Origin of the sequence: Acetonema longum DSM 6540 (genome assembly GCF_000219125.1) — a bacterium.
Lineage (GTDB): Bacteria > Bacillota > Negativicutes > Sporomusales > Acetonemataceae > Acetonema > Acetonema longum.
The window spans coordinates 44,879-69,986 of the sequence record NZ_AFGF01000049.1 but is presented as its reverse complement, the minus strand read 5'-3'; the positions used below and the strand labels follow the sequence as shown (position 1 = coordinate 69,986).

The window sequence follows — 25,108 nt, the reverse complement described above, 5'->3', positions numbered from 1 at the left end:
ACAGGGCAGTACAAACGTTTTGTAATAAAAAATCACTGATAATTAATAAAGCGGAGGGAATATGAGATGAGCAAAAGTAAAGTGGTTTTTTTTAATGGAAACGCGCAGCGGGTTGCGGATATATTCTGCGCAATGGCTCCGGAAGGGTTTGAAATAGCCTATGCATCAAGTAAGCTTAGCGAAGAGGAGAAGATTAAGCTTTTACAGGGTGTGGAATATGTCATGCTGCATCCGGGCGTTATTTCCGGGCAAATTCTGCGAGAAGCCAAATCGCTTAAATTAATTCAATCTCTGACCGCCGGATACGACAAAATTGATTTAAAGGCAGCCAAAGAGCTGAATATTCCGGTAGCAACTAACGGCGGCGCAAACTCTTGGGCTGTGGCCGAACAAAGTATTGCGCTGCTGTTGGCTCTATATAGAAGACTTATTCAATGCGATAAGTCTGTGCGTGAGGGAAAATGGCGCGAGGCAATCAGTGGGTTTAACACATTTGAGATTGCCGGCAAAACCGTGGGCATTATCGGGGCAGGAAATATTGGCCGCAAAGTGGCCCGGAGGCTTAAGGCATTTGAAGCGGATATCATATACTATGATCCTTCTGTTGCGACCGATATTGAAACAGAGTTGGGCGCTCGCAAAGTTTCTATAGAAGAATTGGCAAGCGCGGCGGATATTATTTCGCTGCATGCGCCGTTGCTTAAAGATACTTGGGGACTTTTGGGAAAACACGAATTTTCCCTTATGAAACCATCCGCAGTGATTGTAAATACTAGCCGGGCGGAACTGATTGATCAGGAAGCCTTCCTCGGAGCATTGCAGTCCCGGCGGATTGCCGGCGCCGCTCTGGATGTTTTCTACCAGGAACCTGTATTGGCCGATGACCTGTTTTTAAAATTGGATAATGTCATCGTCGCTCCACATACTGCCGGACACACCAGTGAGGGGTGGACCCGGCGGATTGATTTTGCCTGGAAGAATATTCAAAGGGTAGCTGGCGGGCAGGAGCCGTTATCGGCAGCCCGGAAAGATTAATCGCAAAATCAGACCAGCGGCACGAACAAAGCTGGCAGCCTTTCGTGTGATGTATAAGATACAAGAATGTGGGCGTATGTGCAGAGAGCAACCATATCATATGTTGAGGAGAATAGATCATGGAAAAAGCTCTTATTGATGAACTGAAGTTTATTCCGGCCACTTGTATATCGGATGCTTTACAGGGCTTCAATCACTGTGATCCGGCTATTAAACCGCTCAAGGAAGAGTATAGGATTTGCGGGCGGGCCGTTACGGTTAAAGTGCCGGCAGGCGACAATATGCTGGTAATACAAGCCATGAAGGAAGGCAACCCGGGGGATATACTGGTAGTTGATTGTGAAGGGGTTCAATATAGGTCCTTTGCCGGGGACTTTGTTATTGGTCTGGCGAAGGCTGTAGGATTTGGCGGCGTAGTTGCGAACGGAACCGTACGGGATGTTCTCAGTATAAAGGAAATGGATTTTCCCGTATTTTGTCTGGGAGCGACTCTGGCCTGCAGTAAAAAAATCGGGAGGGGAGAAATGAATATTCCCGTATCCTGCGGGGGCGTAACAATTTTCCCCGGAGATATTATTGCGGGTGACGCCAATGGTGTAGTCGTTATCCCCCAAGACAAGGCGAAGCAGGTCATGGACGCCGCTAAACAAAAAATGCAGAAAGATCAGGTGCGTGCAGAAAAAGTTTTGATGAACAGGGAAACGGCTATTCAATATATTGATACTGTTCAACCGGAAAAATAAATGTACGGAGTAGAAGCAGAGATGTCGCTGCCGGCCGGCAGGCAACAGGACAGTCCATAGACACAAATATTATCATGGAGGGCTGAGTGAAAAATGATTGAGTTACTAGGGGGAGGCATCTATCTTTTAAAAGGCCGGTTTATTCTGAAAGAAGCGGACAAAAAGGGGAAAGACGAGATCGCCAATCGTTTAAAACAGGAAGGATTAACGCCTTTGACTGGTGATATTGTTGAGGTGGAAAAAGCTAAAAAAGGCACGATTTCCTATCAGATTCTCAGTAGTCATAATCAATCCGGCGACTGGCAGAATCTAAAGCTCCGTTTTGATGCGCTTGGTTCTCATGATCTAACCTATGTTGGCATTGTTCAGACAGCCGCCCTTGGCGGTATTGGCGAATTCCCGGTGCCGTTTGTCATGACCAATTGTCATAACACTTTATGTGCAATCGGCGGCACTGTGGCAGAGGATGATCATGCCTTCGGCTTTACCGCCGCCCAAAAATATGGCGGTACCTTTATTCCGCCCAATCAGGCGGTCATTCATCAGTATATGCGGGAAATGCTGACCGGCTGTGGCAAAATGATACTTACAGTAGACAGTCATACTCGCTACGGCGCCTTAGGGACCATGGGAGTTGGCGAGGGCAGCCCGGAAATTGTTAAGCAGATGCTTAACAAGACATATGATATAGCTTATCCGGAAGTGATTGCCATCTATCTGGAAGGTGAGCCCAAACCCGGAGTTGGACCGCACGACGTGGCGCTGGCCATTATCAAAGCCGTCTATGATAATAATTTTGTTACCAACAAAATTATGGAATTTGTCGGGCCCGGCGTACATAAGCTTTCGGTTGATTTTAGAAACGGCATTGATGTCATGACTACGGAGACAACCTGTCTGTCTTCTATTTGGTGTACCGATGATACGGTGAAGGAGTACTTCGCCATTCATGGACGCCCTGATGCGTATGCCTGCCTGGAACCGGCGGAGGTAAGCTATTACGACGGTCTGGTCAAGGTTAACCTAAGCAAAATTGACCCGATGATTGCTTTGCCTTTTCATCCCAGCAATGTGTGGCCGATTGACGAACTGAACCGCAATGCTTCCGAGATACTCCGGCAAGTGGAGGTGGAAGGTCAAAAACAATTGGACAATGCGAACTTGCCCTTCCGGTTGACTGATAAACTGGCAAATGGCCGCTTAAAAGTGGAACAGGGGATTGTTGCCGGCTGCTGCGGCGGCATGTTCGAAAATATTACGGCTATGGCCGACATTCTAGCCGGCAAATCAATCGGCAGCGGTTATTTCTCGCTTAACGTTTATCCGGCAAGTCAGCCAATCTATCTTGAACTAATCAGGCACAAAGCTGTTGAACGATTAATGACAGCCGGCGCCGCATTTAAACCGGCATTCTGCGGACCTTGCTTTGGCTTTGGCGACATTCCTGCGCACGGCAGTCTGAGTATTCGCCATGTAACACGGAATTTTAAACATAGGGAAGGTTCCATTCCCACAAACGGCCAGTTGGCATCGAGCGCACTGATGGACGCAAGGTCGATTGCCGCGACGGCATTGAACGGCGGCATGCTAACGCCGGCAACCGAGTTGGAGGTGGAATATACCCGGGCTGGCTACCGGTTTGATCCGCATGTATATGATAATCGGGTATACCAGGGATTTGGCAATCCGGTGCCCGGGACAGAATTAAAAACGGGTCCGAATATTTCCAGCTGGCCGCCGATTCCGCCCCTTGCCGAGAACCTTGTGCTCAAAATAGCGGCTGTTCTGAAAGATCCGGTGACCACCACCGATGAACTGATTCCATCCGGTGAGGCGTCTACGTATCGTTCCAATCCTCAAAAATTGGCGGAATTCACGCTGGGACGTAAAGATCCCGCGTATGTGGGCCGGTCCAAAGCCGTCAAACAACTGGAGGAAAAACGCCTGGGCGGCCTGGCGAAGGCGGATGCCGGCCAGTTGTTTGAACAAATTGTTGATGCAATCGGCTTGCCGGAGCATTTTGCCGGTAACCTGCCAACCACTGCTTTGGGAAGCCTGATAGCCGCCGTTAAGCCCGGAGATGGATCAGCCAGAGAGCAGGCGGCGTCGAGTCAAAAAATGTTAGGAGGCCAGGCCAATGTTGCGCATGAATATGCTACTAAACGGTATCGCAGCAATCTGATCAACTGGGGCTTGCTTCCGTTTACTGTCGACCCGGAAACTTTCCGCCAATTGCTTGTTGATGACTTAATCCACATCCCGGGAATCAGGCAGGCTGTTGCCGAAGGGTCCGGAAAAGTCCGGGCTTTTATAATCCGGGGAAGTACTGTGTCGGCTATTGAACTCAAACTGGAGAGTTTATCCAGAGAGGAAAGAGACATCATACTCGCCGGATGTCTTATCAATTATTACAGAGGGAATTGCTGATAAGGCAAATGCTAATTTTCGCGGAGACGAATTCAATTATTAGGAGGAGATTATATATGGCGCAATTTTCAGTTCCCTGTAGCGTTTACAGAGGCGGGACCAGCCGGGGCCTGTTTTTTCACAAAAAAGATTTGCCTCAAGATGTTCCGACACGCAACAGGATTTTTCTCGAGGGAATTGACTGCTATAATGCTTCACAGGTTAACGGTTTAGGCGGGGCCACATCTTCGACAAGTAAAGTCTGTGTGGTTTCCCCGTCAACCCGGGAGGGAGCCGATGTTGACTGGACCTTCTACCAATTGGGAGTAGCCGAGGCAGTCATAGATGAAAAAGGAACTTGTGGAAATCTGATGGCAGGAGTGGGAGCTTTTACCGTAGATGAAGGCTTAGTAGAAGTCGATCCTGCCGCTGATAAGAAAGATGTTTTTGTGTATAACACAAATATCAAAAAAATCCTGCATATGGAAATCCCCGTGGTGAATGGCAGGGCAAAAGTCTCCGGGGACTATCTTATGCCGGGAGTTGTAACACCAGGAGCAATGTTCCGGGTTTCTATTGTAAATCCCGGGGGAGAAATGACCGGACAACTATTGCCCCTGGGCGAGAGATATAAAGTAACCACGGACAAAGCAACTTATGAAGTTACCTTTTCCGACTTGATCAATCCTTTCATATTTGTTGCGGCGCAGGCGGCAGGGTTAACGGGAACTGAAACGAGCGGCGCGGTTGCTGCTAATCAGGAGGTGCTTGATGAGCTTAACTTCATTCGTGATAAAATCGCGGTTATTGCAGGCATGGCAAAGGATGAGCAGGATGCCAGGCAAAACAAGCCCAATGTTCCTAAAATTGCCATGATTGCTCCCGCACAGGACTATGTAACTATCTGCGGCGAGCAAATCAAAAAAGAGGATGTGGATATTCTCATCAAAGTTATTTCTTTAGGCAAACTTCATCGCACCAGTCCTGCCAGCGGTTTATATAACTTGGCAGCCGAAACATTCATTCAGGGCACAATTCCCCATCAAATCGCCGGAATACAGCAAGGCGCCGGGGAAAGCGCAGTCCGGATCGGCCATCCCGAAGGAATTGTTGAAGTTTGTGTAACCCTTGCTGCAGACGGCAGCAGTATAAAGAAAGTAGGAATGAAAAGAACCGCCAGGAGAATTATGAAGGGTGAGTTATTCATTCCTGTTACCTAAGGAGTCTTTGCGTAAAACAAGTCTTGCAACAGGACACAAAGTACGAAGAATACAAGACCAGCGTACGAGCCTTTACCGTGACCCTGCCGGGAAGTGGATTGATGGACAATCAAAGAGAGGTGCTTTATTCATGGGATTCACCATAGCCGAAAAAATTATTTCAGCTCATTTAGCCAAAGGCAGTTTGAAGCGCGGCGAACCGATCAATGTTAAAATTGATCAGACACTTACCCACGATGTCAACGGGGTCATGGCTTATCTGGAATTTGAAGCAATGGGAATAGAACGGGTCCAGACTGAACTGTCGGTAAGTTATATTGACCATAACCTGATACAGGCGGATTTTCGCAACCCGGATGATCATCGCTACTTGCTGGATGTCGCCGCCAAGCATGGCATAGTCGTTTCCCGCCAGGGGAACGGCATATGCCACCAGGTTCATCTGGAGCGTTTCGATATTCCCGGCAAAACGCTGCTGGGAAGTGATTCGCATACACCGGCTGCCGGCGGGATTGGGATGCTGGGGCTTGGCGCCGGCGGTTTGGATGTTGCACTGGCTATGGCGGGAGAACCCTTCCCTTTGAAGATGCCGCAAATTGTTAAGGTCAATTTAACCGGACATTTACCGCCGCTTGTTTCGGCTAAAAATATCGTTTTGGAGCTGTTGAGACGCGTCAGCGTAAAGGGCGGCGTAAATAAAATTTTTGAATATGCCGGACCCGGCATCAAAACCCTGAATGTCGCAGAACGGTCTATCATCACCAATATGGGAACGGAAACCGGTGCAACGTCATCGATCTTTCCGAGTGATGAAATCACCCAACAATGGATGCGGGCGCAAGGGCGGGAAGATCAATGGATACCGTTGGAGGCAGATGCGGATGCCGTTTATGATGCGGTCATTGACATTAACTTGGCGGAAATCGAACCGCTGATTGCGCTGCCGCATCAACCGGATAAGGTAGTGCCTCTGCGTGAAGTAGAAGGGTTACCGGTTGACCAGGTAGTGATTGGAAGCTGCGCCAACTCCTCATTGCCGGACATCGCAAGGGTAGCCGATATGCTGAAAGGCAAAGCGGTGCATAAAAATGTCGATGCCGGATTATACATCGGCAGCAGGCAAGTTTATCTGGAAAGTGTGGAACGGGGCATCTTTGCTGACATTCTCAGGGCGGGGGTACGCGTTTTTGAATCGGGCTGCGGCGCCTGTAACGGCTCGGGATTTGCGCCTCCGACCAATGGCGTTTCGCTTCGGACGACCACCCGAAACTTCCTGGGACGATGCGGACACGCGACAGGCAACGTCTATTTAGTCAGCCCTGAAGTTGCCGTGGCCGCCGCCATGGCCGGAGTTATAACCGACCCGAGAGAGCTGGGCATTACCCCTGGGGAGTTTAAAATGCCTGATCAATTTCTGATCGAGGACAATATGTTTATTTACCCGCCGGCGAATGGAGCGGATATTTCGATACGACGCGGTCCCAACATCAGCGCGCTTCCGGAATTAGCCGCAGCGCCGGATATCATTTCCGGCAAAACGTTGATTAAACTGGGCGAGGATATAACGACGGACCATATCACTCCCGCCGGGGCAAATTTCCTGCCTCTTAGGAATAACACACCTGAAATCTCGAAATATACTTTCCATTTTGTTGATACTTCGTTTGCTGAAAGAGCGAAAGCCGAAGGCGGCGGAATTATTGTAGCCGGAGTCAACTACGGTCAAGGCTCCAGCCGGGAGCAGGCCGCGCTTGCCCCTCGATATTTGGGAGTAAGCGCGATAATAGCCAAAAGCTTTGCCCGGATACATCTTGCCAATCTGGTTAACTTTGGAATATTGCCTTTGGTCTTCGAAAATGAAAGTGATTATAGCAGCATTGAACAAGGGGATCAATTAAAGTTGGAATTTAAACCCCTCTTTGAGTCACAAGCTACCGCAGTTGTTAATGAAACTAAACAACTCGAGTTTGCGGTAAAAACCCCTTTAACTCATGAAGAGTTGGAAATTGTCAAGAGCGGCGGCCGTTTGAACTGGATTAAGTCTGGGGGTTAGTCTTTACAACCCCGGGGAACTCTGGTGACCCATTATGGCGGCGCGTACACTCCGGTGCTGTTAGGATATCAGGCTTATCAAACCGTATCAATAAAGTTTGACACCGCACCTCTTATTATAAAGGTGCGGTTTTAAATATAGGCATCTGTTAATTGGCTTGCTAAATTGTGTACAGCAGGCTAAAATGAAAGTGCAAAACGAAACTAGGTGAAGTAAATGAAAAAAATAGCCGTGCTTGCGCCAAATGAAACCAAGCTTATCGAGTTGAAAGCTCTATTCGCAGATTCTCAAAACGAAATTGCATTTGCCGTTGGTTCTTTGTCCGAAGGTTTATTGAAAGCTAAGCAATTGATCGAATGCGGTGTGGAGATTATTATTGCCCGCGGTGAGACTGCTTTTAATATCAGAGATGCATATCCCGGTATCGCGGTGATCGACGTTCCTATATCGGGTTTTGACTTAGCTTTGGCCTTGGAAAAAGCGCGCCAATATGGGGAGAACGTTGCCGTTGTTTCCTTTCCGTCAATGATTAAGCAGGTGGAGTGCTTAGAGACCGCCATTGGTGTTAAAATTAAGAAATATTACTTAACCTCCCGCGGACAAGTCAATGCCGAGATTGATCAAGCAGTTAAAGACGGCGCAGATGTATTGCTGGGCGGCTTTACCACAATATCGGCTGCCAGGCAACGTAATTTGCCATGCGTAGAAATTTTCACCGGGATGCAGGCTTATATGGAAGCGGTTAGCAGCGCGAAAAGTCTTCTGGTGACAATGGAACAAGAAAAAAGGAAAACCGGAATGATCAGAGCCGTACTTGATTCTTCCTATGAGGGAATCGTGTCGGTTGACGAAAAAGGCAGGATAGTGGCTGTTAATCCTGTCGCAAAGAAGATATTAAAGGCCTCTGTGGGCATTGGCGCAGATATAGATGATGTTTGGTCGGAATTAAAGCTTAAGGATATTATAAAGTCCGGAGTGGCAGAACATAATCATCTCTTTACAATAAACGGTGTACAAGTTTTGTGTAATAAAGTTCCCATAAAATACCGTTCAGGAGCGATAGGCGCTGTTGCAACTTTTCAGGATGTCACGAAAATACAAATGATGGAATCCCGTATACGCAAGGAAATATATTCGAAAGGCCATATCGCCCGATACACTTTTGACGATATTTATGGGACCGATCCGGTAATTAAGACAAGTATTGATATGGCTAAATGCTTTGCCGCATCCAATTCGAATGTGTTAATCACTGGAGAGACCGGTACAGGCAAAGAGGTATTTGCACAAAGCATTCATAACTATAGTAAACAGTCGCAGGGCCCGTTTGTTGCCGTTAATTGCGCTGCACTGCCGGCTCAACTGCTAGAAAGCGAATTGTTTGGCTATGTCCGGGGAGCTTTTACCGGCGCCAGCAAAGAGGGGAAAGCCGGCCTGTTTGAAGTAGCGCATACAGGCACGATTTTTTTGGATGAAATAGGTGAAATGGACTTTGTCAATCAAGGGCGTCTGTTAAGGGTTTTGCAGGAACGGGCCGTATTGCGTCTGGGCAGTGACAAAATTATTCCAATCTCAGTCCGGGTTATTGCTGCAACCAATAAAAATTTGAATGCTTTAGTTTCTCAGGGAAAATTTAGAGAAGATTTATTTTATCGTTTAAACGTATTGCATCTTCGCATCCCCCCGCTTAAAAAGCGGAAACGGGCTATTTCGCTTTATGCAAAAAAATTTTTGGAGGAAATGTGCCGGGATACGGGAGCGAAATTGAAATTTAGTAGTGGGGCCTTGAAATTGCTTGAAAATCAACCCTGGACCGGTAACGTAAGGCAGTTAAAAAATGTCGTGGAAAGAGTCGCCGCCGTTTCCAAGAATGAAACCGTATCTTCTGCTCTGTTAACTCAGCTTCTAATGTTTGAAAATGATATTGATGACGAAACTTTAACGAGCAGCGAAGAGGCAAAAACGATTCTGCAAGCTTTACAATCTTGTAACGGTGTTATGGCAGATGCGGCAGAGATGCTTAAAATGAACAGGACCACGCTCTGGCGCAAAATGAATAAATTGGGAATCAATAAGTATAAGTAAATCCTGTATTAGGTCGCCCTGGAAGGTTTAAACCGTTCAGGGCGACCTAATTATATATGCAAGTAAAATGATGAATGATGATGGCGTTTTCGCAAAAGCTGCAACGAATTTATACTTTGCCTCTGCAACAATGAAACCCGAGATGGTGCAACATATGATGTGAAACGGCGCAACGTTGCCGGGGAAAATTGCATCCGGAGGATTCTTATTGTTGCTGCTATTGAGGTAGGGTGAAAAAAGTCTGCGATTCTATTCATTTCCAAAAGAAAGTGTATTCGGGCGCATGTTTAAAACCGTATAATTGGTAGCTTTTCGGAGTTATCAAACAGATGGCATATTTCTTGCATTATATATTTTCAAGTTGAAAGGGAAGGTATATAATTGCGTAATTTTTAGAAGAGAAACAAACGGAAAGGACAGGTTGAGGTTATGGTTAAGTTATACGATACCGGTGTATACCTATTAAGCGGAAAAGAAATTGTATGCGATGATCCGCATGCGGCTGAACAGATCAAACATAAGACAGGCAAGCAAGCTGCAATAGAACAGGCCAAACGAGGAACCATTGCTTATTCGATATTGAAAGCTCACAATACCTCATCCGATGAGGCAAAACTGCAATTAAAATTTGATGCCTTGACTTCGCATGATATAACCTATGTAGGTATTATCCAAACCGCCCGGGCGAGCGGTATGACCGAGTTTCCCGTGCCATACGTTTTAACAAACTGTCATAACAGCCTGTGCGCGGTAGGCGGTACTATCAATGAAGACGACCACATGTTTGCCCTTTCGGCTGCCAAAAAATACGGCGGGGTTTATGTGCCGGCCAACCTCGCTGTTATTCACTCTTATAACCGGGAAATGATGAGTAAATGCGGGCGGATGATACTTGGATCGGACAGCCATACCCGCTATGGCGCGCTGGGGACTATGGCGGTAGGCGAAGGCGGCGGCGAACTGGCCAAACAGCTGCTGAGAAAGACCTATGATCTTGCCGCTCCCGCTGTTATTGGCGTTTATCTGGCTGGAAAACCTCAGCCTGGTGTAGGGCCTCAGGATGTTGCCCTGAGTATTATCGGCAAAGTTTATGACAATAGTTATGTTAAAAATAAAGTTATGGAATTCATTGGCGACGGCGTTTATAATCTGGATGTTGAATTCCGCAACAGCATTGACGTCATGACGACGGAGACTACCTGCTGGAGTTCGATCTGGTGTACGGATGAAAAAGTCCGCCACTATTATGAAGTGCATGGCAGGCCGGAAGATTATAGAGAATTGAAGCCGGCGGAAATTGCCTATTATGATGGCCTGGTTTATGTAGACCTGGCCAAAATCAAACCGACCATCGCCATGCCGTTCCATCCCAGCAACATTTATACCATCGAAGAGTTAAAAGCAAATCCATTGGATATTATGCACAAAGTCCAGACGGAAGCCCGCCAGCAAATTGACAATCCGGATATTACCCTGGATCTTGTCAGCAAAGTGAGGAACGGCGAGATTTATGTTGACCAAGGACTGGTGGCCGGATGTTCCGGCGGAACTTATGACAATATTGTGGCGGCCGCCAACATCCTCGACGGTCAAAGCACCGGCAACGGTGTGTTTACTATGAGCGTCTATCCGGGGAGTCAGCCGGCTTATATCGAACTGGTCAAAAACGGTGCCGTTGCTGCCTTGATGGATGCCGGCGTGATTGTGCGTGAAGCTTTCTGCGGACCGTGTTTTGGCGCTGGAGATACTCCGGCCAACCAGGAATTCTCGATTCGCCATACCACCCGCAACTTTCCCAATCGGGAAGGATCGAAGCCGAATGAAGGCCAAATTTCCTGCGTGGCGCTGATGGACGCCCGTTCCATCGCCGCTACTGCCAGAAACGGCGGCAAACTTACGGCTGCTACCGAACTGGATACTCACTATCATACTCCGGCTTATGCCTTTAACCGGAGTATTTATGACAAACGGGTATATAACGGCGTTGGCAAAGCCGATTTGTCCGTCGAGCTGAAGTTCGGGCCGAATATAAAAGACTGGCCGGTCATTCCCAGTCTGACCGATCATCTCTTGATCAAAGTAATCAGCTATATTACCGACCCGGTGACGACTACCGACGAACTTATCCCTTCCGGCGAGACATCTGCGTTCCGGTCCAATCCGCTGCGGCTGGCGGAGTTCACCCTGAGCCGGAAAGACCCGGCCTATGTGGGAAAGGCCAAGGCTGTGCAGCAATATGAATTAAAGCGGGAAACCGGCGAAGATCCCAGCCTGCTGTCTGAGGAACTGAAAAAAGTCTATGCTAAAATTAAAGCTATTCCGGGCTATGCCAGGCTTGATGCTAAGAAAGCCGGCATCGGCAGCACGATTTTTGCCAGCAAACCGGGCGACGGTTCGGCCAGAGAGCAGGCCGCTTCCTGCCAGCGCGTGCTTGGCGCCTGGGCCAACCTGGCCGGAGAATATGCCACTAAACGGTATCGTTCGAATCTGATCAACTGGGGTATGATTCCATTTTTGGTAAACGGTGAACCGAAATTCCGGAAAGACGAATATATCTTTATTCCTGATGTAAAAGCTGCCATTCTGGATGGAAGAAAAGAAATCAAGGCATTTATTGTCGGTGAAAACGTGCAGGAAATATCGCTTTCTGTCGGTGATCTTACTAGTGATGAGAAAGATATTATTACCGCCGGCTGTCTGATTAATTATTACCGAGAATAAAGTGATTATGTTGATTAGCTAAGAATTCTTCCTTAATATTTACGGAGGGGTATTATGGAGAATACTGTTTTCATTTCTTCGGACGAGTTAAGATGTTTTGTTACTGCTATTTACGAAAAGTTAAATGTGCCGAAAGAGGATGCCGGTCTTATTGCTGATAGTTTGGTACAGGCCGACCTGTGGGGACACCAGTCCCATGGAGTATTGCGCTTATCTTGGTATGTTGAACGCTTACGTCACGGAGTGATGCAGCCGGTTACCAGGACAAAATATATGATGGATGCAGGCGCCATTGCGGTAATAGACGGCCAGGAAGGCATAGGACAGGTCATTACGGCTGCAGCGATGCGTGATGCGGTTAAACGGGCCAAAGAACATGGTATTGCTGCAGTTGCTGTACGCAACTCGAATCATTTCGGTACTTGTATGTATTATACTTTGATGGCGGCGCGTGAAGGGTGTATAGGTTTTTTAACCACTAACGGCGGTCCGGCGATCGCTCCATGGGGTGGTATGAAGAAGACCATTGGCACAAACCCGTGGTCGATTGCCGCCCCGGCAGGAAAACATGAGCCGATGGTGCTGGATATTGCCAATACTGCCGTGGCCCGCGGGAAAATTTATCTGGCGCGTAACAGGCATCAACCCATTCCGTTAGGATGGGCTCTCAATGCGGAAGGGGAACCTACCATAGATCCGCAGGAAGCTATTAACGGCATTATTCTGCCTATGGCCGGGCATAAGGGATATGCAATCGGTGTTATGATGGATGTGCTTGCCGGTGTTATGTCGGGAAGCGCGTGGGGCCATAAGGTAAATGGACCCTACCATTATGATAAGAAAAGTGGCGCCGGGCATTTTATTATTACCATGAATATTGATGCATTCAGACCGCTGGCTGAATTTAATTCTACGATGGAGGAAATGATCCGGTCGCTAAAATCGGCGCCTCTTGCAAAAGACTGCAGCGAGGTCTTCTTTCCTGGCGAAATAGAAGCACGCAATGACGTGAAAAACCGTGAAACCGGCTTGCAGCTAGCCGCCGATACTATCACAGATTTGAAAAAGCTGGCCCGTGAATTCGAACTTCAGTCTCTATTGCCGCAGGGGGTATTGGTTTAGTTTAGAACCGTTGATTCATACTCTTCATAATTATTACCAACCTAGTGCAGAAGGAGGCAGCGGTGTGAACGAAAAGGAACAGCTGATCCGTACGGGCCGGCATTTGCTGGCTGCCCAATTGGCCTGGGGCACTTCGGGTAATATGAGTGCCCGGATTGACACGGATACCATGATTATAACCGCTTCAGGCACACAAATGGGCAATTTGAACAGCGATGACTTTGTCGAGTGTGAGATTTTTACCGGAAAAGTAACAGGGACAAAAAAAGCCTCTAAAGAAACGCCGATGCATATCGGTATTTACCGTGAACGCGAAGATATAAATGCTGTGCTGCATTCCTCCCCGTTTTATGCCACCTTGTTTTCCTGCAGCGATACGCCGATTGATTCACGGTTGTTTGTAGAAACAATGTACTATTTGGAGAACATTGCCTATGTAGACTACTTTCATCCCGGCGCGCAGGAACTGGCGGATGCGATTATGAAAAGCGCAAAGGCAGCGAATGTTATTATTATGCGCCATCATGGCGTGGTGATTTTGGATAAGAACATCTCAGAAGCCATAGTTCGCCTGGAAACATTGGAAATGGCCTGCAGAATGATTCTCCAAGCGAAAGCATCCGGGGTGCGTCTGAATAGCATTTCCGATGCAGTCGTTAAAAGTTTTCTGGAAGATTCCGGATATCGGCCGCGGCAGATACCTCCGGCGAAGCAGGTGAAAGCATGATTAAAATTGGATTGATTCATACTACGGCTAATTCCATGCAGCCGATCAATGAGGCATTTCGTGAACTGGCGCCTGAAGTTAAAGTGCTGAATTTCTTAGATGAAGGACTTATGGAGGAAATCAATCATCATACCGGCATAACTCCAACAATGGTTCGTAGATTGCTGGCGCTTTTAGATAATGCGGAAAAAGCGAAAGTTGACGGCATCTTGTTGACCTGTTCCGTCTTTTCTCCCTATGTGGAGGATATTAGGAAATTCATGGCGGCGCCGGTGTTAAGCGCTGATATGGCTATGCTGGAAAAGGCTGTGCAGATGGGGACGAAGATTGGAGTAATCGCAACCGTTGAAACCGCCGGACCCACTTCGGAAGGATTGTTAAAAGCAATTGCCAAGAGACAGCAGAAAAACATCACGGTACATACCCATGTGCTTACAGAAGCGTTTACGGCTTTGAAGAATGGCGATGCAAACCTGCATAATAAAATGATTCAGCAAAAGGCTTTGGATTTGGCGGCAGAATCGGATATTGTCCTATTGGCTCAAATGTCAATGACCAGAGCCGTCAAAGATTTTGGACCACTTCGAGTGCCGCTGTTAACAAGTCCGGAAATAAGCGTCAAGGCCATACTGGCAGAAATAAAGCAATAGATAGGCAAAGGAAGGGGATACGAATGATTGGTGTTGTTGCCGACGATACAACCGGAGCGAATGACATTGGCATCATGTTCAGCAACAATCAATATTCGGTAAAAGTTGTTACATTTCAGGAAGATATGAAACTTTCCAGCGATGTTAATGTTTTGATTATTGACACCGACAGCCGTCTGGATAAGCCGGAAGTAAGCTATGACAAAGTGTTTAGGGCAACACAGTATTTAAAAAAGCTGAGATGCTCCCTATATTATAAAAAAACCTGTTCTGTATTTCGCGGCAATATCGGCCGGGAATTTGATGCAATGATGGATGCATTAGGAGAGAATTTTGCGGTTATCAGCTTAGCTTTTCCCAAAAACGGACGGAAAACGGTAAACGGGATTCATACTGTTTATGGAAATTTATTAGAAAAGTCGGAATTCGCCAAAGACCCTGTGCATCCGACGGCAGAATCAAATTTGGAAACTATTTTACAAAGACAAACAAAGCGCAAAGTATCGTTAATTAAGCTTGATGTGGTAAGGCAAGGGACTAAAAAACTATATGAAGAAATTGAGACAGCGCGGAAAAAATCAAATTATTGTATTATAGACTCGGAAAATCAGGCTGACTTAACGGTTGTGGCTGAGGCGGCGCATAAATACCCGATGCTGTGCGGCAGTTCCGCCATTGCTGAAGAACTGCCGAAATTTCTGGATGAGAAAAAATTGCCCGGCATCTTGGAACGCGTAAGGATTACGGATGACAAAGGCGTACTTGTCATAGCCGGCAGTCTGACTCCCCAGACCAAAGCACAAACCGCATACCTGATTTCCGGCGGAATGCCTGTGGCAGTGCTGGATTCCCGCAAGGTCTTTGTGAAGGAATCTTATGTTCAGGAGATTGCGAGAATCACTAGGGAGGCCGGCGCAATCCTGGAACAGGGACAAGATGTGCTGATTATGGCAAATAATCAGGAAAAAGTTGTTGCTGAAACAAAAAAAATAGGGGAAGAATTAAAAATGGACCCCCTTAGCGTAAGTAAATTAGTTTCTGCTGCTTTGGCGGAAATCGCCGGGCAATTGGTAACTAAGACGGGACTGAAACGTTTAGTAGTGGCGGGAGGCGATACCTCAGGCACTGTTTGCCGCAGACTCGGTATAAAAGGAAATTATGTGCTGAGGGAGATTGAGACCGGGCTGCCATCCGGACTCGCAATGGGACGGGAACTGTTGATTGTCTTAAAATCCGGGAGCTTCGGCAAGGAGCATTTTTTACTCCAAGCAGTAGAGCATTTAAAAGAACTTTCCAATTTAAATAAAGGGGCGGAGTATTGACATCCCCTGATGAGTGATGTCAATAACCGCCCTCCGCAGTCGTTGCCTATACTGGTTTACTGATGCACTGCCTTAGCAATGGCTTCTGCCAGTTCCATTGTTTTGGCGGTGCCGTTCAGATCGGGGGTCAGCACCTTGCCGTCGCTCAGAACCTTTCGCGTTGCGTTTTCTACGTTGTCGGCTTCTTCGCAGCAGCCTATATGCCGCAACATGGCCGCTCCCGAGAGAATAAGCGATATCGGATTGGCAAGCCCCTTGCCGGCAATGTCTGGCGCCGCACCGTGGGTTGCTTCAAATATCGCGACATTTTCCCCGATATTGGCTCCGGGCGCCAGTCCAAGGCTGCCTGCCAAACCGCCGGCTAAATCGGACAAAATATCGCCATACTGGTTGGACGCTACCAATACATCATATTTTTTCGGGAACTTAGCCAGATTAAAGGCAACTGCATCGACAAAATAATCATCCGCTTCAATATCCAGATAATTGGCCGCGACTTCCATAAAGCATTTCAGAAAAAAGCCGTCCGAAATGCTGAGCGCGTTTGCTTTATGAACACAAGTTACTTTCTTGCGGTTATATTTGCGGGCATAGTCAAAAGAAAATTTTGTAACCCTCGTAACCGCTTCCCGGGTTGTCACCTTGATGGCCTCTGCCGCCATATCGCCAATTTGGTGTTCCCAGCCTATATATATATCTTCGGTAATTTCCCGCATGATGACTACGTCCATGTCGGCATGTTTGCCGGAAATTCCCGGGAATCCCTTAATCGGCCGGGGAGAAACAAATAAATTCAGTTCCCGCCTGATGGCGTTATTAATGGAAGGATATATCTCTGAGGAACCGTCGTCGTGTACGCAGGTGATCCTGCCAAGCATCCTGTCAACCATGAGCGGACCCTTGATATTTACCTTAAGCTCCCTGAGCTTTTTTACCGACTCCTGCGGCAGTGGATGACCATACTTTTCCATCGCACTTTGGGCGACCGGGATATCCACCCACTGGAATGGCAGCCCGGTTGCCTCCAGCACATATTTCGTGGCCTGCATTTGCTCCGGGCCAATACCGTTTCCTTCTATTACGCCGATTTTATACATCAGTTAATCCTCCTTCCGGAGTGTATTGAGATAGGCGAATGCCCCCTGCGCCGCGGTGTAACTGTCAGGCAGCTGGTCAATTTCCAGGGAGATGTACCCGTCATAATGGATTGCCCTGAGGATACGGATGAGTTCGGGGAAATTAATATGTCCGGTACCGGGAATGCCGCGGTTGTTTTCTGCAAAATGAAAGTGGATATTATGATCTTTGGCTTTCAATATGCTGGCGGCCATGGATTGATCCTCGATATTCATGTGAAAGGTATCCAGCATCAGAAAAAGATTGCTTATCTGCAACTCGTGCAGCCAATCCAGCGCTTGCTGGGTTGTGTTCAAATTATTGATCACAAAACGGTTTTGCGGCTCAATGGTAACGTTAATCTTTTTGGTTTGTGCGTAGCTGCAGACCTCCTGAAAGGCATGCTTCATCTGTTTTCTTGATTGCTCCGCGCTATCCGGACGGATGTCGCCTCTTAACTTGCCGATGTTCACTTGGGCGTTAAACAGGGAAGCGAAGTCGATCATCTCCTTGGCCCGCCGGATAGCGGCCGCTCTCATCTGTTCATCAGCCGCGGTAAAGGTCAGTTTATCCTCGGAGACTGCCGGGCCTGTACCGATTACCGGTATTTCCAGGTTATGACTTTCTATCGCTTTTACTACCGCATTTTTATCCAGCTCGCAGGGATCACGCACAAAGAGTTCCAGACCGGTATAGCCAATATCTTTTAGCTTGGCACAGATTTCACTAAAGTCACCACTGTAAGCCAGCGCTTTTTTGCGGGTATCCGGTGTGGCTACTGTATACGCTAACTTCATGTCCCATCCTCCTTACTTGTTTGAGTTATTTACTGATGCTGGATTAAAGGCTGTCAGTACAGTAACGTCCTTTGTTCCAACGTCTTCCGTTTCCGCCGCTATTATAACAAATTCTTCCGAATAACCCATAATAGGTTTTGCAAATTATCACAATCAGATATTTCTATATCGAAACATGCCGGCTTCTGAGGAGGCACAGGATGGACGAACAAGACTGGCTTATTATCAAGCTGTTATATAAGAACAAAAGCATTACGAAAACAGCGAAGGATCTGTTTATGGCGCAGCCCACGCTTACAGCCCATATGCGCAAAATCGAAGAAGATATGGGAGTGACAATCCTGCATCGCAGTAACCGGGGCGTCAAATTTACTCCCGAGGGAGAATATTTGGCCGAATGTGCGGAGAAAATGCTGCTGAATAGCCGGCAAATCAGGGAGACTGTAGCTAATTTGGACAATGAGCTAAAAGGCACCTTACGTATCGGCGCGTCCATCTATGTCACAAGATATGTTTTACCGCGCTTACTGCGCGTATTTAAAGATAAATATCCCGATATTGAATTCTATGTCATGACTACGGCAAGCAAGGACATCTTTGGCCTTATGCGCAGTCAGGACTGCCAAATAGGTTTTGTTCGAAGCGACCAGCGGTGGCGGGATGGGAAGGTTCTTTTATTTGAAGAACCGATGTGTATTGCTTCTAAAAATCGAGTGGAACTGAAAGATTTGCCCAAACTGCCGCGAATCAATTATCGCAGTGATCCTTTAAATACCGTTCTGTTGAATAGGTGGTGGTCTGAAAAATTTTCCGAGCCTCCTTTTGTCAAAATGGTTGTTGATCAGGTCGATATCTGCCGGGACATGGTTCTTAATGATCTGGGGTATGCGATATTGCCCAGTCTTATGTTGAACGATGTAAAGGATATCCATAAATTATACATTACAGACAAAACCGGACAACGGATTCTGCGCAAAACTTGGCTGCTGTATCAAGAGCAGTTGCTTGAACATAACCTGGTGCGTTCTTTTGTTCATTTTGTGAAAAAGCTAGAGATTGACAGCATACTTTAGACAAACACACTATGCTTCAATGGTCGGAGCCAGCCGGGCAAAAGATTTTTTATCTGGCCGGCTTTTTTTGTTCTTAGACGGGAAGACAGGGAGAAGCTGAATTAAACTGGCGCTCCGTACTAAGGAGCTAGCAAGGGCAGCCTCGTGGCGGTTCAAATCCACTCGGCCGCATCAAAATCGCTCACAAGATAATGTAGCAGTCCTCTGCTTCAGCAGAGGGCTGATTTTTTGTTACCTCTATGCCCTCTTGTATTTTGGACATGCTTCGGCATATAATGAAGACAATATTTTGCAGCTGAATACACGGCAATGATCCGGCAGGTATGGATAATACATCTTTGTTGAAGGAAGTGGTTCGATCATGAGCACTGCTATAACCATAGAAAACTTAATCGGCAGAATGGAAAGGCTGCCATTTTCCCGGACGCACAAAAAGATTTTTACTTTAATTGCCGCCGGATATCTGTTCGACGCCTATGATATTCTGCTTCTAAGTTTCATTATGCCGGATCTGGCCAGGGATCTGGCTCTGACTCCCGTTCAAATCGGTTTTGTATTTAGCATTTCTTTTTTAGGCATGTTTGTCGGAGCGGTTCTGGGGGGTATGTTGGCCGATTATTTTGGCAGGCTGCGGGTATTTAAATATACCTTGCTGATTTTTTCCTTTGGCACGGCCGTTACCGGTCTGGTTCAGTCTTATGAAGCCCTGCTGGTTATGCGTTTTATTACCGGTCTGGGAATGGGCGGCGAGCAGCCGGTGGTGTTCACTTATGTCAGTGAAATGATGCCCAAGCAGTATCGCGGACGCCTTAACGGATTTACCGAAGCCCTCTGGGGCGGTGGCGTTCTGCTGGCTGCCGGCGTCAGCTTTTTCATTGTGCCGGATTTTGGCTGGCGGGCCGCTTTCTTTACGGGAATAGCGCCGGCTCTGTTGATCTGGGCTATGCGAATGGGTATACCGGAATCTCCCCGCTGGTTTATGATAAAAGGGGATGCGGTACAGGCAGAAAGACAACTGGTTCTGTTGGAACAAGCCATTGAGCGGGAAACCGGCAACGCTTTGCCGCCGGCTGAACCGGTCGCCAGGATTCGCACTGTAAAGGGCAACAAGTTTTTTCTTTTATTTCGCGGCGGTCTTGCCCAACGGACGATTATGCTTTGGATTTTGTGGTTTGCCCTGATGTTTGGTTACTGGGGCCTTAATACCTGGCTGCCGACTCTCCTGAAACAGGCGGGTTATTCTATTTATGCTTCCATTGGCTATGTGTTTGTCATGAATCTTGTCTGGATCCCCAGCGGTATACTGGGCTCGTATCTGGCCGATAAGGTGGGCCGCAAAATACCGACGGTGGTCTACCTGCTGCTGTCCGGCATTACCAGCGTTGTCTACGGCTGGGCTCTTGCCAATAAGCTGCCGGCGGAAATGATGGTAGTCTGCGGCGCCGTTACCATTTTGTTTTTAGCGGGAGCCTATTCCATCGTGTTTGCCTATACGCCGGAAAACTATCCGACGGAAGTGCGAGGCACGGGCACCGGAGCCGCTAATTCTCTGGGACGGATCGGCGGTATCCTGGCCCCGGCAGTAGTCGGATTCCTGTTCCCGCTGGTTGGACTTTATCTGACCCTGGCATTGGTGGCCATGGGCTTTGTTGCGGCCGGACTGGCTGTTGCCGTTCTGGGAACGGAAACCAAAGATAAGAATCTGGAATCGGTTTCCGGCTTCGAAACGGCGGAGGCACCGACCGGGCGTCAGTGACTTTCACCGGTTGCTGCCGGACATGTCCGGTGCTGCTGGTTGAAAGCATGTGTGTAATATAATTAAGACAATTGTGGCAGGATTAGGAGATTTTACATGAGACAGTATATTGAAATGAACAGCCCGCAGTATTGGAAGGCAAATGTGGCGCTGTTTTTAGGCAGTTTAGTTACTTTTGCCCTATTGTACTTTCTGCAGCCGCTGATTCCGGTTTTTTCGCGGGATTTTGGCGTATCGCCGTCCCTGGCAAGTCTGACAATTTCATATGCAACCGCCGGTTTGGCGTTTGCAATGCTGTGGATGTCCTGGCTGTCGGATCAAAAGGGCCGGAAACGCATCATGACCGCAGCGTTGCTGGGATCCAGCCTGTGTACTGTTTTGCTGCTGTTTGTCGAGGATTTTCACCTCATGCTGCTGATCCGGGGACTTACCGGCGTATTTGTGGCCGGATTCCCCGCCATTGCCATGACGTACATTAACGAGGAATTTGATCCGCGCCATGCGGGTCTGGTCATGGGAATCTATATCAGCGGAAATTCCATCGGCGGGCTGGCCGGACGAATGCTGGCCGGTGTTCTGTCAGATTTTTTTTCCTGGCAGGCGGCAGCGGGAGTGCTAGGCTGCGCCGGTGTGTTGATCAGTCTGTGGTTTGCCGCGAATCTTCCCCCTTCCCGTCATTTTGTCCCCAGCAGTGAGTCTCTGAGAGATCTGCTGGCTTCCCTGAGCACTCATCTGCGCAATCCGCAGTTATTGCAGCTTTATATCGTCGGCTTCGTGCTGATGGGGTCTTTCGTCGCTTTATATAATTACATCAGTTACCCTTTAATGGAACCGCCTTATAACTTTAGCCAAACGGCACTGGGATTGGTTTTTCTGGTGTATCTGGTGGGCACTTTCAGTTCAACCTTCATGGGGGGAATGGCGGACAGGCATGGCAGCGGTTTGATATTAGGGCTGTCAGTCATTTTGATGCTGGCCGGCGTCATATTGACCCTGGCGGTATCGATTTACAGCAAGGGTTTGGGCTTGGCTCTCTGCACCTTTGGCTTCTTTGGCGGACATTCCGTCGCCAGCAGTTGGGTTGCCCGGTCAGCCGCCAGCCATAGGACACAGGCTTCTTCCCTGTATTTACTGTTTTATTACCTGGGATCCAGCGTGCTGGGGGCAGCGGGAGGAAAGTTCCTGCAATGGCAGGGCTGGAGCGGCGTGGTGCTGCTGGTCGGTGTCGGACTTACTGCGCTCCTGGGGGTTGTGCTGGCTTTGTATGTGCGGGAACGCCATGTACGGGTATATGAATAAGTATCGTTTGGCCGAAAGTAAATTTCATGCTGCTGATACCGGAGCCCTGGCAATTCTCCCTGATGTCCCGGATCAATTCGGGCATCCGGGAGAAGCTGCGGGGTTTCGTTTTTAAAATTAGGTTTTCCAGTATAGGGGCGTTTTTGGCCGCAAGCAGAAGCTATTCCCGGTTAATCCGGTCTTCAGGGTATGGAAACGGTTGGACACATAGGTATAGTTTGGTTAATATATATCTATCGTCCTGGACGGGACCTGGAATTAGGACTTTTAGCCCGAAATCATACCCAGTTAAAGCGAGGTCGTTCATGAGGAGTTTATTCGGAGTTTTAACCTTGGCTGCAATGCTGTTCCAGCCTGCAATCGCGAATGATGTCAGTTATGAACCCCGGCCAGGGGCTGAGGGATTTGCCCTGACCGTGCAGGCTACTGCTTATACGCCCTTTGAAGAGGGTATGACCAGCGGTACCGGTTTGGCCTATGACGGGAGGCCGGCTCTGCCCTATCAAACCATTGCCGTGGACCCGGAAGTTATTCCTTTAGGCTCCAGTGTCCGTGTTCCCGGCTATGGATGGATGCTGGCCCATGATACCGGCAATCTGATTCTGGGGAACCGCATTGACATCTGTCTGGAGCAAGAAGAGGAAATGACCCGGTTTGGCGTGCAGACTATGGAAATCTACGTGGTCCCGCCGCAGAAAAAGTATGTAATGTTTTGGTGAAATAGTTAGAGCGCCTCGGCTTTAGCCGGGGTCTTTTATATTTTAATTCAATACGCAAGGAATAAAAGATGCGGCAATGCGGAAAGAATGTAATGTGCTCCGATTTAGTGCAGTGATTGACTTGTAATACCTTGTATTGAAAAGTATTTTCTTGTATAATACATAAATAAGCATTGTGCGGTCAGATTTTCCAGAGATAGTAACAGTTGATGGAGCGGCTAAACGGATGATTGTATATGCTTTAAATTTGGAGGTGACTCACGTTTGAATAATGAGCAAAATAAAATAATGATTATTCCCCTTGGCGGGTTGGGTGAAATCGGCAAGAACATGACCGTATTTCGTTATGGCGACGACATCATCGTCATTGATGCCGGTCTGGCCTTTCCGGAAGAAGATATGCTGGGTATTGACCTGGTTATACCGGACATGACCTATTTGGTGGAAAATAAGGACAAGGTGCGGGCTGTGGTGCTGACTCACGGGCATGAAGACCATGTAGGCTCTTTATCCTATTTGCTGAAGCAGCTCAATGTGCCGGTTTACGGCACCCGCTTAAGCTTAGGCTTAGTCGAGGCCAGGCTGAAGGAGAATAATGTATCGGGCTGCAGCCTGATTCCGGTTAAACCCGGCGATCAGATCAAGATCGGCCAGGTTCAGGTAGGGTTTATCCGGGTCAGTCACTCTATTTCCGATGCAGTGGGACTTTCCTTTAAAACCCCTGTGGGCACTGTCGTGCATACCGGTGACTTTAAGATTGATCAGACGCCGGTGGACGGAAAAATCATGGATATCCATAAATTTGCCGAACTGGGAGACCAGGGAGTGCTTTTGCTGATGTCCGACAGCACCAATGCCGAACGGCCTGGCTTCACCAAGTCGGAACGCACGGTGGGAGCGGCGCTGGACGATGCCTTCCGGGCCGCCAGAGACAGGATCATTTTAGCTACCTTTGCTTCGAATGTGCCCCGCCTGCAGCAGGCAGTCAATTCCGCCTGCAAATATGGCCGTAAAGTCGCCATTATAGGGCGCAGCCTGGTGAATGTAACCACTATTGCTATGGAGCTGGGGTACCTGCAGATACCGGAAGGGGTCTTAATCGACATTGATGAGATTAACCGCTACCCCGGCAATCAGTTATTGATTTTAACCACCGGCAGCCAGGGTGAGCCCATGTCGGCCTTAACCCGTATGGCAACCAACAGCCACCGGGTTGTTGAGATATGTCCCGGCGACACGGTCATTATTTCGGCTAGTCCGATACCGGGCAACGAGAAATCCGTGGGGCGGACCATTGACCTCTTAATGCGGCAGGGGGCTCATGTTATCTATGAACGGGACACTGGCATTCATGTGTCCGGTCATGCCAGCCAGGAAGAATTAAAGCTGATCCTGAACCTGGTCCGGCCGAAATTTTTTATTCCGGTTCACGGCGAGCACCGCATGCTGAAGCTTCATGCCAAGATGGCGGAAGAACTGGGTATTCCCCGGGAAAATATTTTTGTCGGCGAAAACGGCCAGGTATTCGAGTTTGCGCCTGACGAGGGAAAAATGACCGGCAAAGTGGCTGTGGGCAAGGTGTTTGTCGATGGCTTGGGCGTAGGCGATATCGGCAATATTGTTATCCGGGACCGCCGCCAGTTGTCCCAGGACGGAGTCTTGATCGTCGTGGTCACTCTGGACAAACAGAAGGGCAGTGTCCTGGCAGGACCGGATCTGGTGTCGCGGGGGTTTGTTTACGTGCGGGATTCAGAGGAACTGATGGCCCGGGCCAAGGAAAAAGTGGCGGATGTTCTGGCCCGCTGCGAAACCGCCAAAATTACCGAATGGGCCAGCATCAAATCCCAGGTGCGTGATGTGCTGGGCAAGTACCTGTTCGAAAAGACCGGTCGCCGGCCGGTGATACTCCCGATTATTATGGAAGTAGACAAAGAATAAAAAGGTGGCCGTTGAAAATGGCTCATCTGCGTTGCCAGGACCTTTTTGAACGGTCCCGGATTCGAGGCGGCAGGTGAATTTTATAAAAAATCATATCTCATTCGCAATCTCTGGAAGCAGGGATTGCTTTTTTCTTTTTTTGACTGATATTCGGTCAGTTTTTAGCGAGTCGATAGGATTTTTGTTATGGGCGGCGAAGCTTACAAAAAGGTTGCCTATGGGTGGAGTATTGCTCCGTCCACACAATTTCTTCTTTTCAAAGAATCAGATTCATTGCTATAATTAAAAACAGTACTTGCAAAAAACTATCCGGATATTCCGCGACA

The 25,108-nt window shown here is 48.1% G+C and carries 18 protein-coding genes; 16 read left to right on the top strand and 2 right to left on the bottom strand.

All coding sequences use genetic code 11. From position 1 onward, the window contains the following. The first annotated feature begins 66 nt into the window (after window positions 1-66). From ALO_RS05735 to ALO_RS05685, 11 genes are all read left to right on the top strand, one after another. A complete protein-coding gene (locus ALO_RS05735; protein WP_004093833.1) occupies window positions 67-1,035 on the top strand; it encodes an NAD(P)-dependent oxidoreductase in 969 nt (322 codons plus the stop codon). Between the two features lie 119 nt (window positions 1,036-1,154). Then, complete coding sequence (locus ALO_RS05730) at window positions 1,155-1,778, top strand: RraA family protein (RefSeq protein ID WP_004093828.1); 624 nt, start codon at window positions 1,155-1,157, stop codon at window positions 1,776-1,778. Window positions 1,779-1,871: 93 nt separating this feature from the next. Further along, window positions 1,872-4,205, top strand: a complete 2,334-nt coding sequence (locus ALO_RS05725) for a hydratase (RefSeq protein ID WP_004093827.1) — start codon at window positions 1,872-1,874, stop codon at window positions 4,203-4,205. A gap of 56 nt (window positions 4,206-4,261) precedes the next feature. Further along, window positions 4,262-5,404 carry a PrpF domain-containing protein gene (locus ALO_RS05720; protein WP_004093825.1) on the top strand — a complete coding sequence of 381 codons (1,143 nt, stop codon included), beginning with the start codon at window positions 4,262-4,264 and terminating at the stop codon, window positions 5,402-5,404. 130 nt (window positions 5,405-5,534) lie between these two features. After that, window positions 5,535-7,457 carry an aconitate hydratase gene (locus ALO_RS05715; RefSeq protein WP_004093824.1) on the top strand — a complete coding sequence of 641 codons (1,923 nt, stop codon included), beginning with the start codon at window positions 5,535-5,537 and terminating at the stop codon, window positions 7,455-7,457. 216 nt (window positions 7,458-7,673) lie between these two features. Further along, the gene (locus ALO_RS05710; protein WP_004093823.1) at window positions 7,674-9,542 is read left to right on the top strand and encodes a sigma 54-interacting transcriptional regulator; all 1,869 of its coding nucleotides are present in this window, start codon (window positions 7,674-7,676) and stop codon (window positions 9,540-9,542) included. Between the two features lie 429 nt (window positions 9,543-9,971). After that, window positions 9,972-12,263: a hydratase gene (locus ALO_RS05705; RefSeq protein ID WP_004093822.1), complete on the top strand. Its 2,292-nt coding sequence runs from the start codon at window positions 9,972-9,974 to the stop codon at window positions 12,261-12,263. A gap of 54 nt (window positions 12,264-12,317) precedes the next feature. Further along, window positions 12,318-13,385 carry an Ldh family oxidoreductase gene (locus tag ALO_RS05700; RefSeq protein ID WP_004093818.1) on the top strand — a complete coding sequence of 356 codons (1,068 nt, stop codon included), beginning with the start codon at window positions 12,318-12,320 and terminating at the stop codon, window positions 13,383-13,385. A 64-nt stretch (window positions 13,386-13,449) separates the two neighbouring features. Further along, a complete protein-coding gene (locus tag ALO_RS05695; protein ID WP_004093816.1) occupies window positions 13,450-14,112 on the top strand; it encodes a class II aldolase/adducin family protein in 663 nt (220 codons plus the stop codon). Next, window positions 14,109-14,762 (top strand): aspartate/glutamate racemase family protein, encoded by a 654-nt coding sequence (locus ALO_RS05690; protein WP_004093811.1) that lies wholly within the window; start codon window positions 14,109-14,111, stop codon window positions 14,760-14,762. The genes ALO_RS05695 and ALO_RS05690 overlap by 4 nt, the downstream gene beginning before the upstream one ends. 23 nt (window positions 14,763-14,785) lie before the next feature. Continuing rightward, on the top strand, window positions 14,786-16,084 hold the full coding sequence (locus ALO_RS05685; protein WP_004093810.1) for a four-carbon acid sugar kinase family protein: 1,299 nt from the start codon (window positions 14,786-14,788) through the stop codon (window positions 16,082-16,084). Between the two features lie 56 nt (window positions 16,085-16,140). Here ALO_RS05685 and ALO_RS05680 read toward each other — a convergent pair whose 3' ends face one another. Continuing rightward, on the bottom strand, window positions 16,141-17,181 hold the full coding sequence (locus ALO_RS05680; RefSeq protein WP_004093809.1) for an isocitrate/isopropylmalate dehydrogenase family protein: 1,041 nt from the start codon (window positions 17,179-17,181) through the stop codon (window positions 16,141-16,143). A 3-nt stretch (window positions 17,182-17,184) separates the two neighbouring features. Beyond that, the gene (locus ALO_RS05675; protein WP_004093807.1) at window positions 17,185-17,997 is read right to left on the bottom strand and encodes a sugar phosphate isomerase/epimerase family protein; all 813 of its coding nucleotides are present in this window, start codon (window positions 17,995-17,997) and stop codon (window positions 17,185-17,187) included. A 200-nt stretch (window positions 17,998-18,197) separates the two neighbouring features. On the opposite strand from ALO_RS05675, the gene ALO_RS05670 reads away from it, so the two are divergent. From ALO_RS05670 to ALO_RS05650, 5 genes are all read left to right on the top strand, one after another. Then, entirely contained in the window at window positions 18,198-19,070 is an 873-nt protein-coding gene (locus tag ALO_RS05670) for a LysR family transcriptional regulator (RefSeq protein ID WP_004093804.1), read from the top strand. A 361-nt stretch (window positions 19,071-19,431) separates the two neighbouring features. Continuing rightward, entirely contained in the window at window positions 19,432-20,826 is a 1,395-nt protein-coding gene (locus ALO_RS05665; RefSeq protein ID WP_004093801.1) for an MFS transporter, read from the top strand. 96 nt (window positions 20,827-20,922) lie between these two features. Further along, a complete protein-coding gene (locus ALO_RS05660; protein ID WP_004093799.1) occupies window positions 20,923-22,125 on the top strand; it encodes an MFS transporter in 1,203 nt (400 codons plus the stop codon). Between the two features lie 305 nt (window positions 22,126-22,430). After that, window positions 22,431-22,844: a 3D domain-containing protein gene (locus ALO_RS05655; RefSeq protein ID WP_139025329.1), complete on the top strand. Its 414-nt coding sequence runs from the start codon at window positions 22,431-22,433 to the stop codon at window positions 22,842-22,844. 288 nt (window positions 22,845-23,132) lie between these two features. Continuing rightward, window positions 23,133-24,782 carry a ribonuclease J gene (locus ALO_RS05650; RefSeq protein WP_040292843.1) on the top strand — a complete coding sequence of 550 codons (1,650 nt, stop codon included), beginning with the start codon at window positions 23,133-23,135 and terminating at the stop codon, window positions 24,780-24,782. Window positions 24,783-25,108 lie beyond the last annotated feature (326 nt).

Excerpts from the sequence above, each read along its gene's own strand:
- ALO_RS05735 (WP_004093833.1), top strand. The coding sequence starts at position 67 with ATGAGCAAAAGTAAAGTGGTTTTTTTTAATGGAAACGCGCAGCGGGTT.
- ALO_RS05730 (WP_004093828.1), top strand. The coding sequence starts at position 1,155 with ATGGAAAAAGCTCTTATTGATGAACTGAAGTTTATTCCGGCCACTTGT.
- ALO_RS05725 (WP_004093827.1), top strand. The coding sequence starts at position 1,872 with ATGATTGAGTTACTAGGGGGAGGCATCTATCTTTTAAAAGGCCGGTTT.
- ALO_RS05720 (WP_004093825.1), top strand. The coding sequence starts at position 4,262 with ATGGCGCAATTTTCAGTTCCCTGTAGCGTTTACAGAGGCGGGACCAGC.
- ALO_RS05715 (WP_004093824.1), top strand. The coding sequence starts at position 5,535 with ATGGGATTCACCATAGCCGAAAAAATTATTTCAGCTCATTTAGCCAAA.
- ALO_RS05710 (WP_004093823.1), top strand. The coding sequence starts at position 7,674 with ATGAAAAAAATAGCCGTGCTTGCGCCAAATGAAACCAAGCTTATCGAG.
- ALO_RS05705 (WP_004093822.1), top strand. The coding sequence starts at position 9,972 with ATGGTTAAGTTATACGATACCGGTGTATACCTATTAAGCGGAAAAGAA.
- ALO_RS05700 (WP_004093818.1), top strand. The coding sequence starts at position 12,318 with ATGGAGAATACTGTTTTCATTTCTTCGGACGAGTTAAGATGTTTTGTT.
- ALO_RS05690 (WP_004093811.1), top strand. The coding sequence starts at position 14,109 with ATGATTAAAATTGGATTGATTCATACTACGGCTAATTCCATGCAGCCG.
- ALO_RS05685 (WP_004093810.1), top strand. The coding sequence starts at position 14,786 with ATGATTGGTGTTGTTGCCGACGATACAACCGGAGCGAATGACATTGGC.
- ALO_RS05680 (WP_004093809.1), bottom strand. The coding sequence starts at position 17,181 with ATGTATAAAATCGGCGTAATAGAAGGAAACGGTATTGGCCCGGAGCAA.
- ALO_RS05675 (WP_004093807.1), bottom strand. The coding sequence starts at position 17,997 with ATGAAGTTAGCGTATACAGTAGCCACACCGGATACCCGCAAAAAAGCG.
- ALO_RS05670 (WP_004093804.1), top strand. The coding sequence starts at position 18,198 with ATGGACGAACAAGACTGGCTTATTATCAAGCTGTTATATAAGAACAAA.
- ALO_RS05665 (WP_004093801.1), top strand. The coding sequence starts at position 19,432 with ATGAGCACTGCTATAACCATAGAAAACTTAATCGGCAGAATGGAAAGG.
- ALO_RS05660 (WP_004093799.1), top strand. The coding sequence starts at position 20,923 with ATGAGACAGTATATTGAAATGAACAGCCCGCAGTATTGGAAGGCAAAT.
- ALO_RS05655 (WP_139025329.1), top strand. The coding sequence starts at position 22,431 with ATGAGGAGTTTATTCGGAGTTTTAACCTTGGCTGCAATGCTGTTCCAG.
- ALO_RS05650 (WP_040292843.1), top strand. The coding sequence starts at position 23,133 with ATGATTATTCCCCTTGGCGGGTTGGGTGAAATCGGCAAGAACATGACC.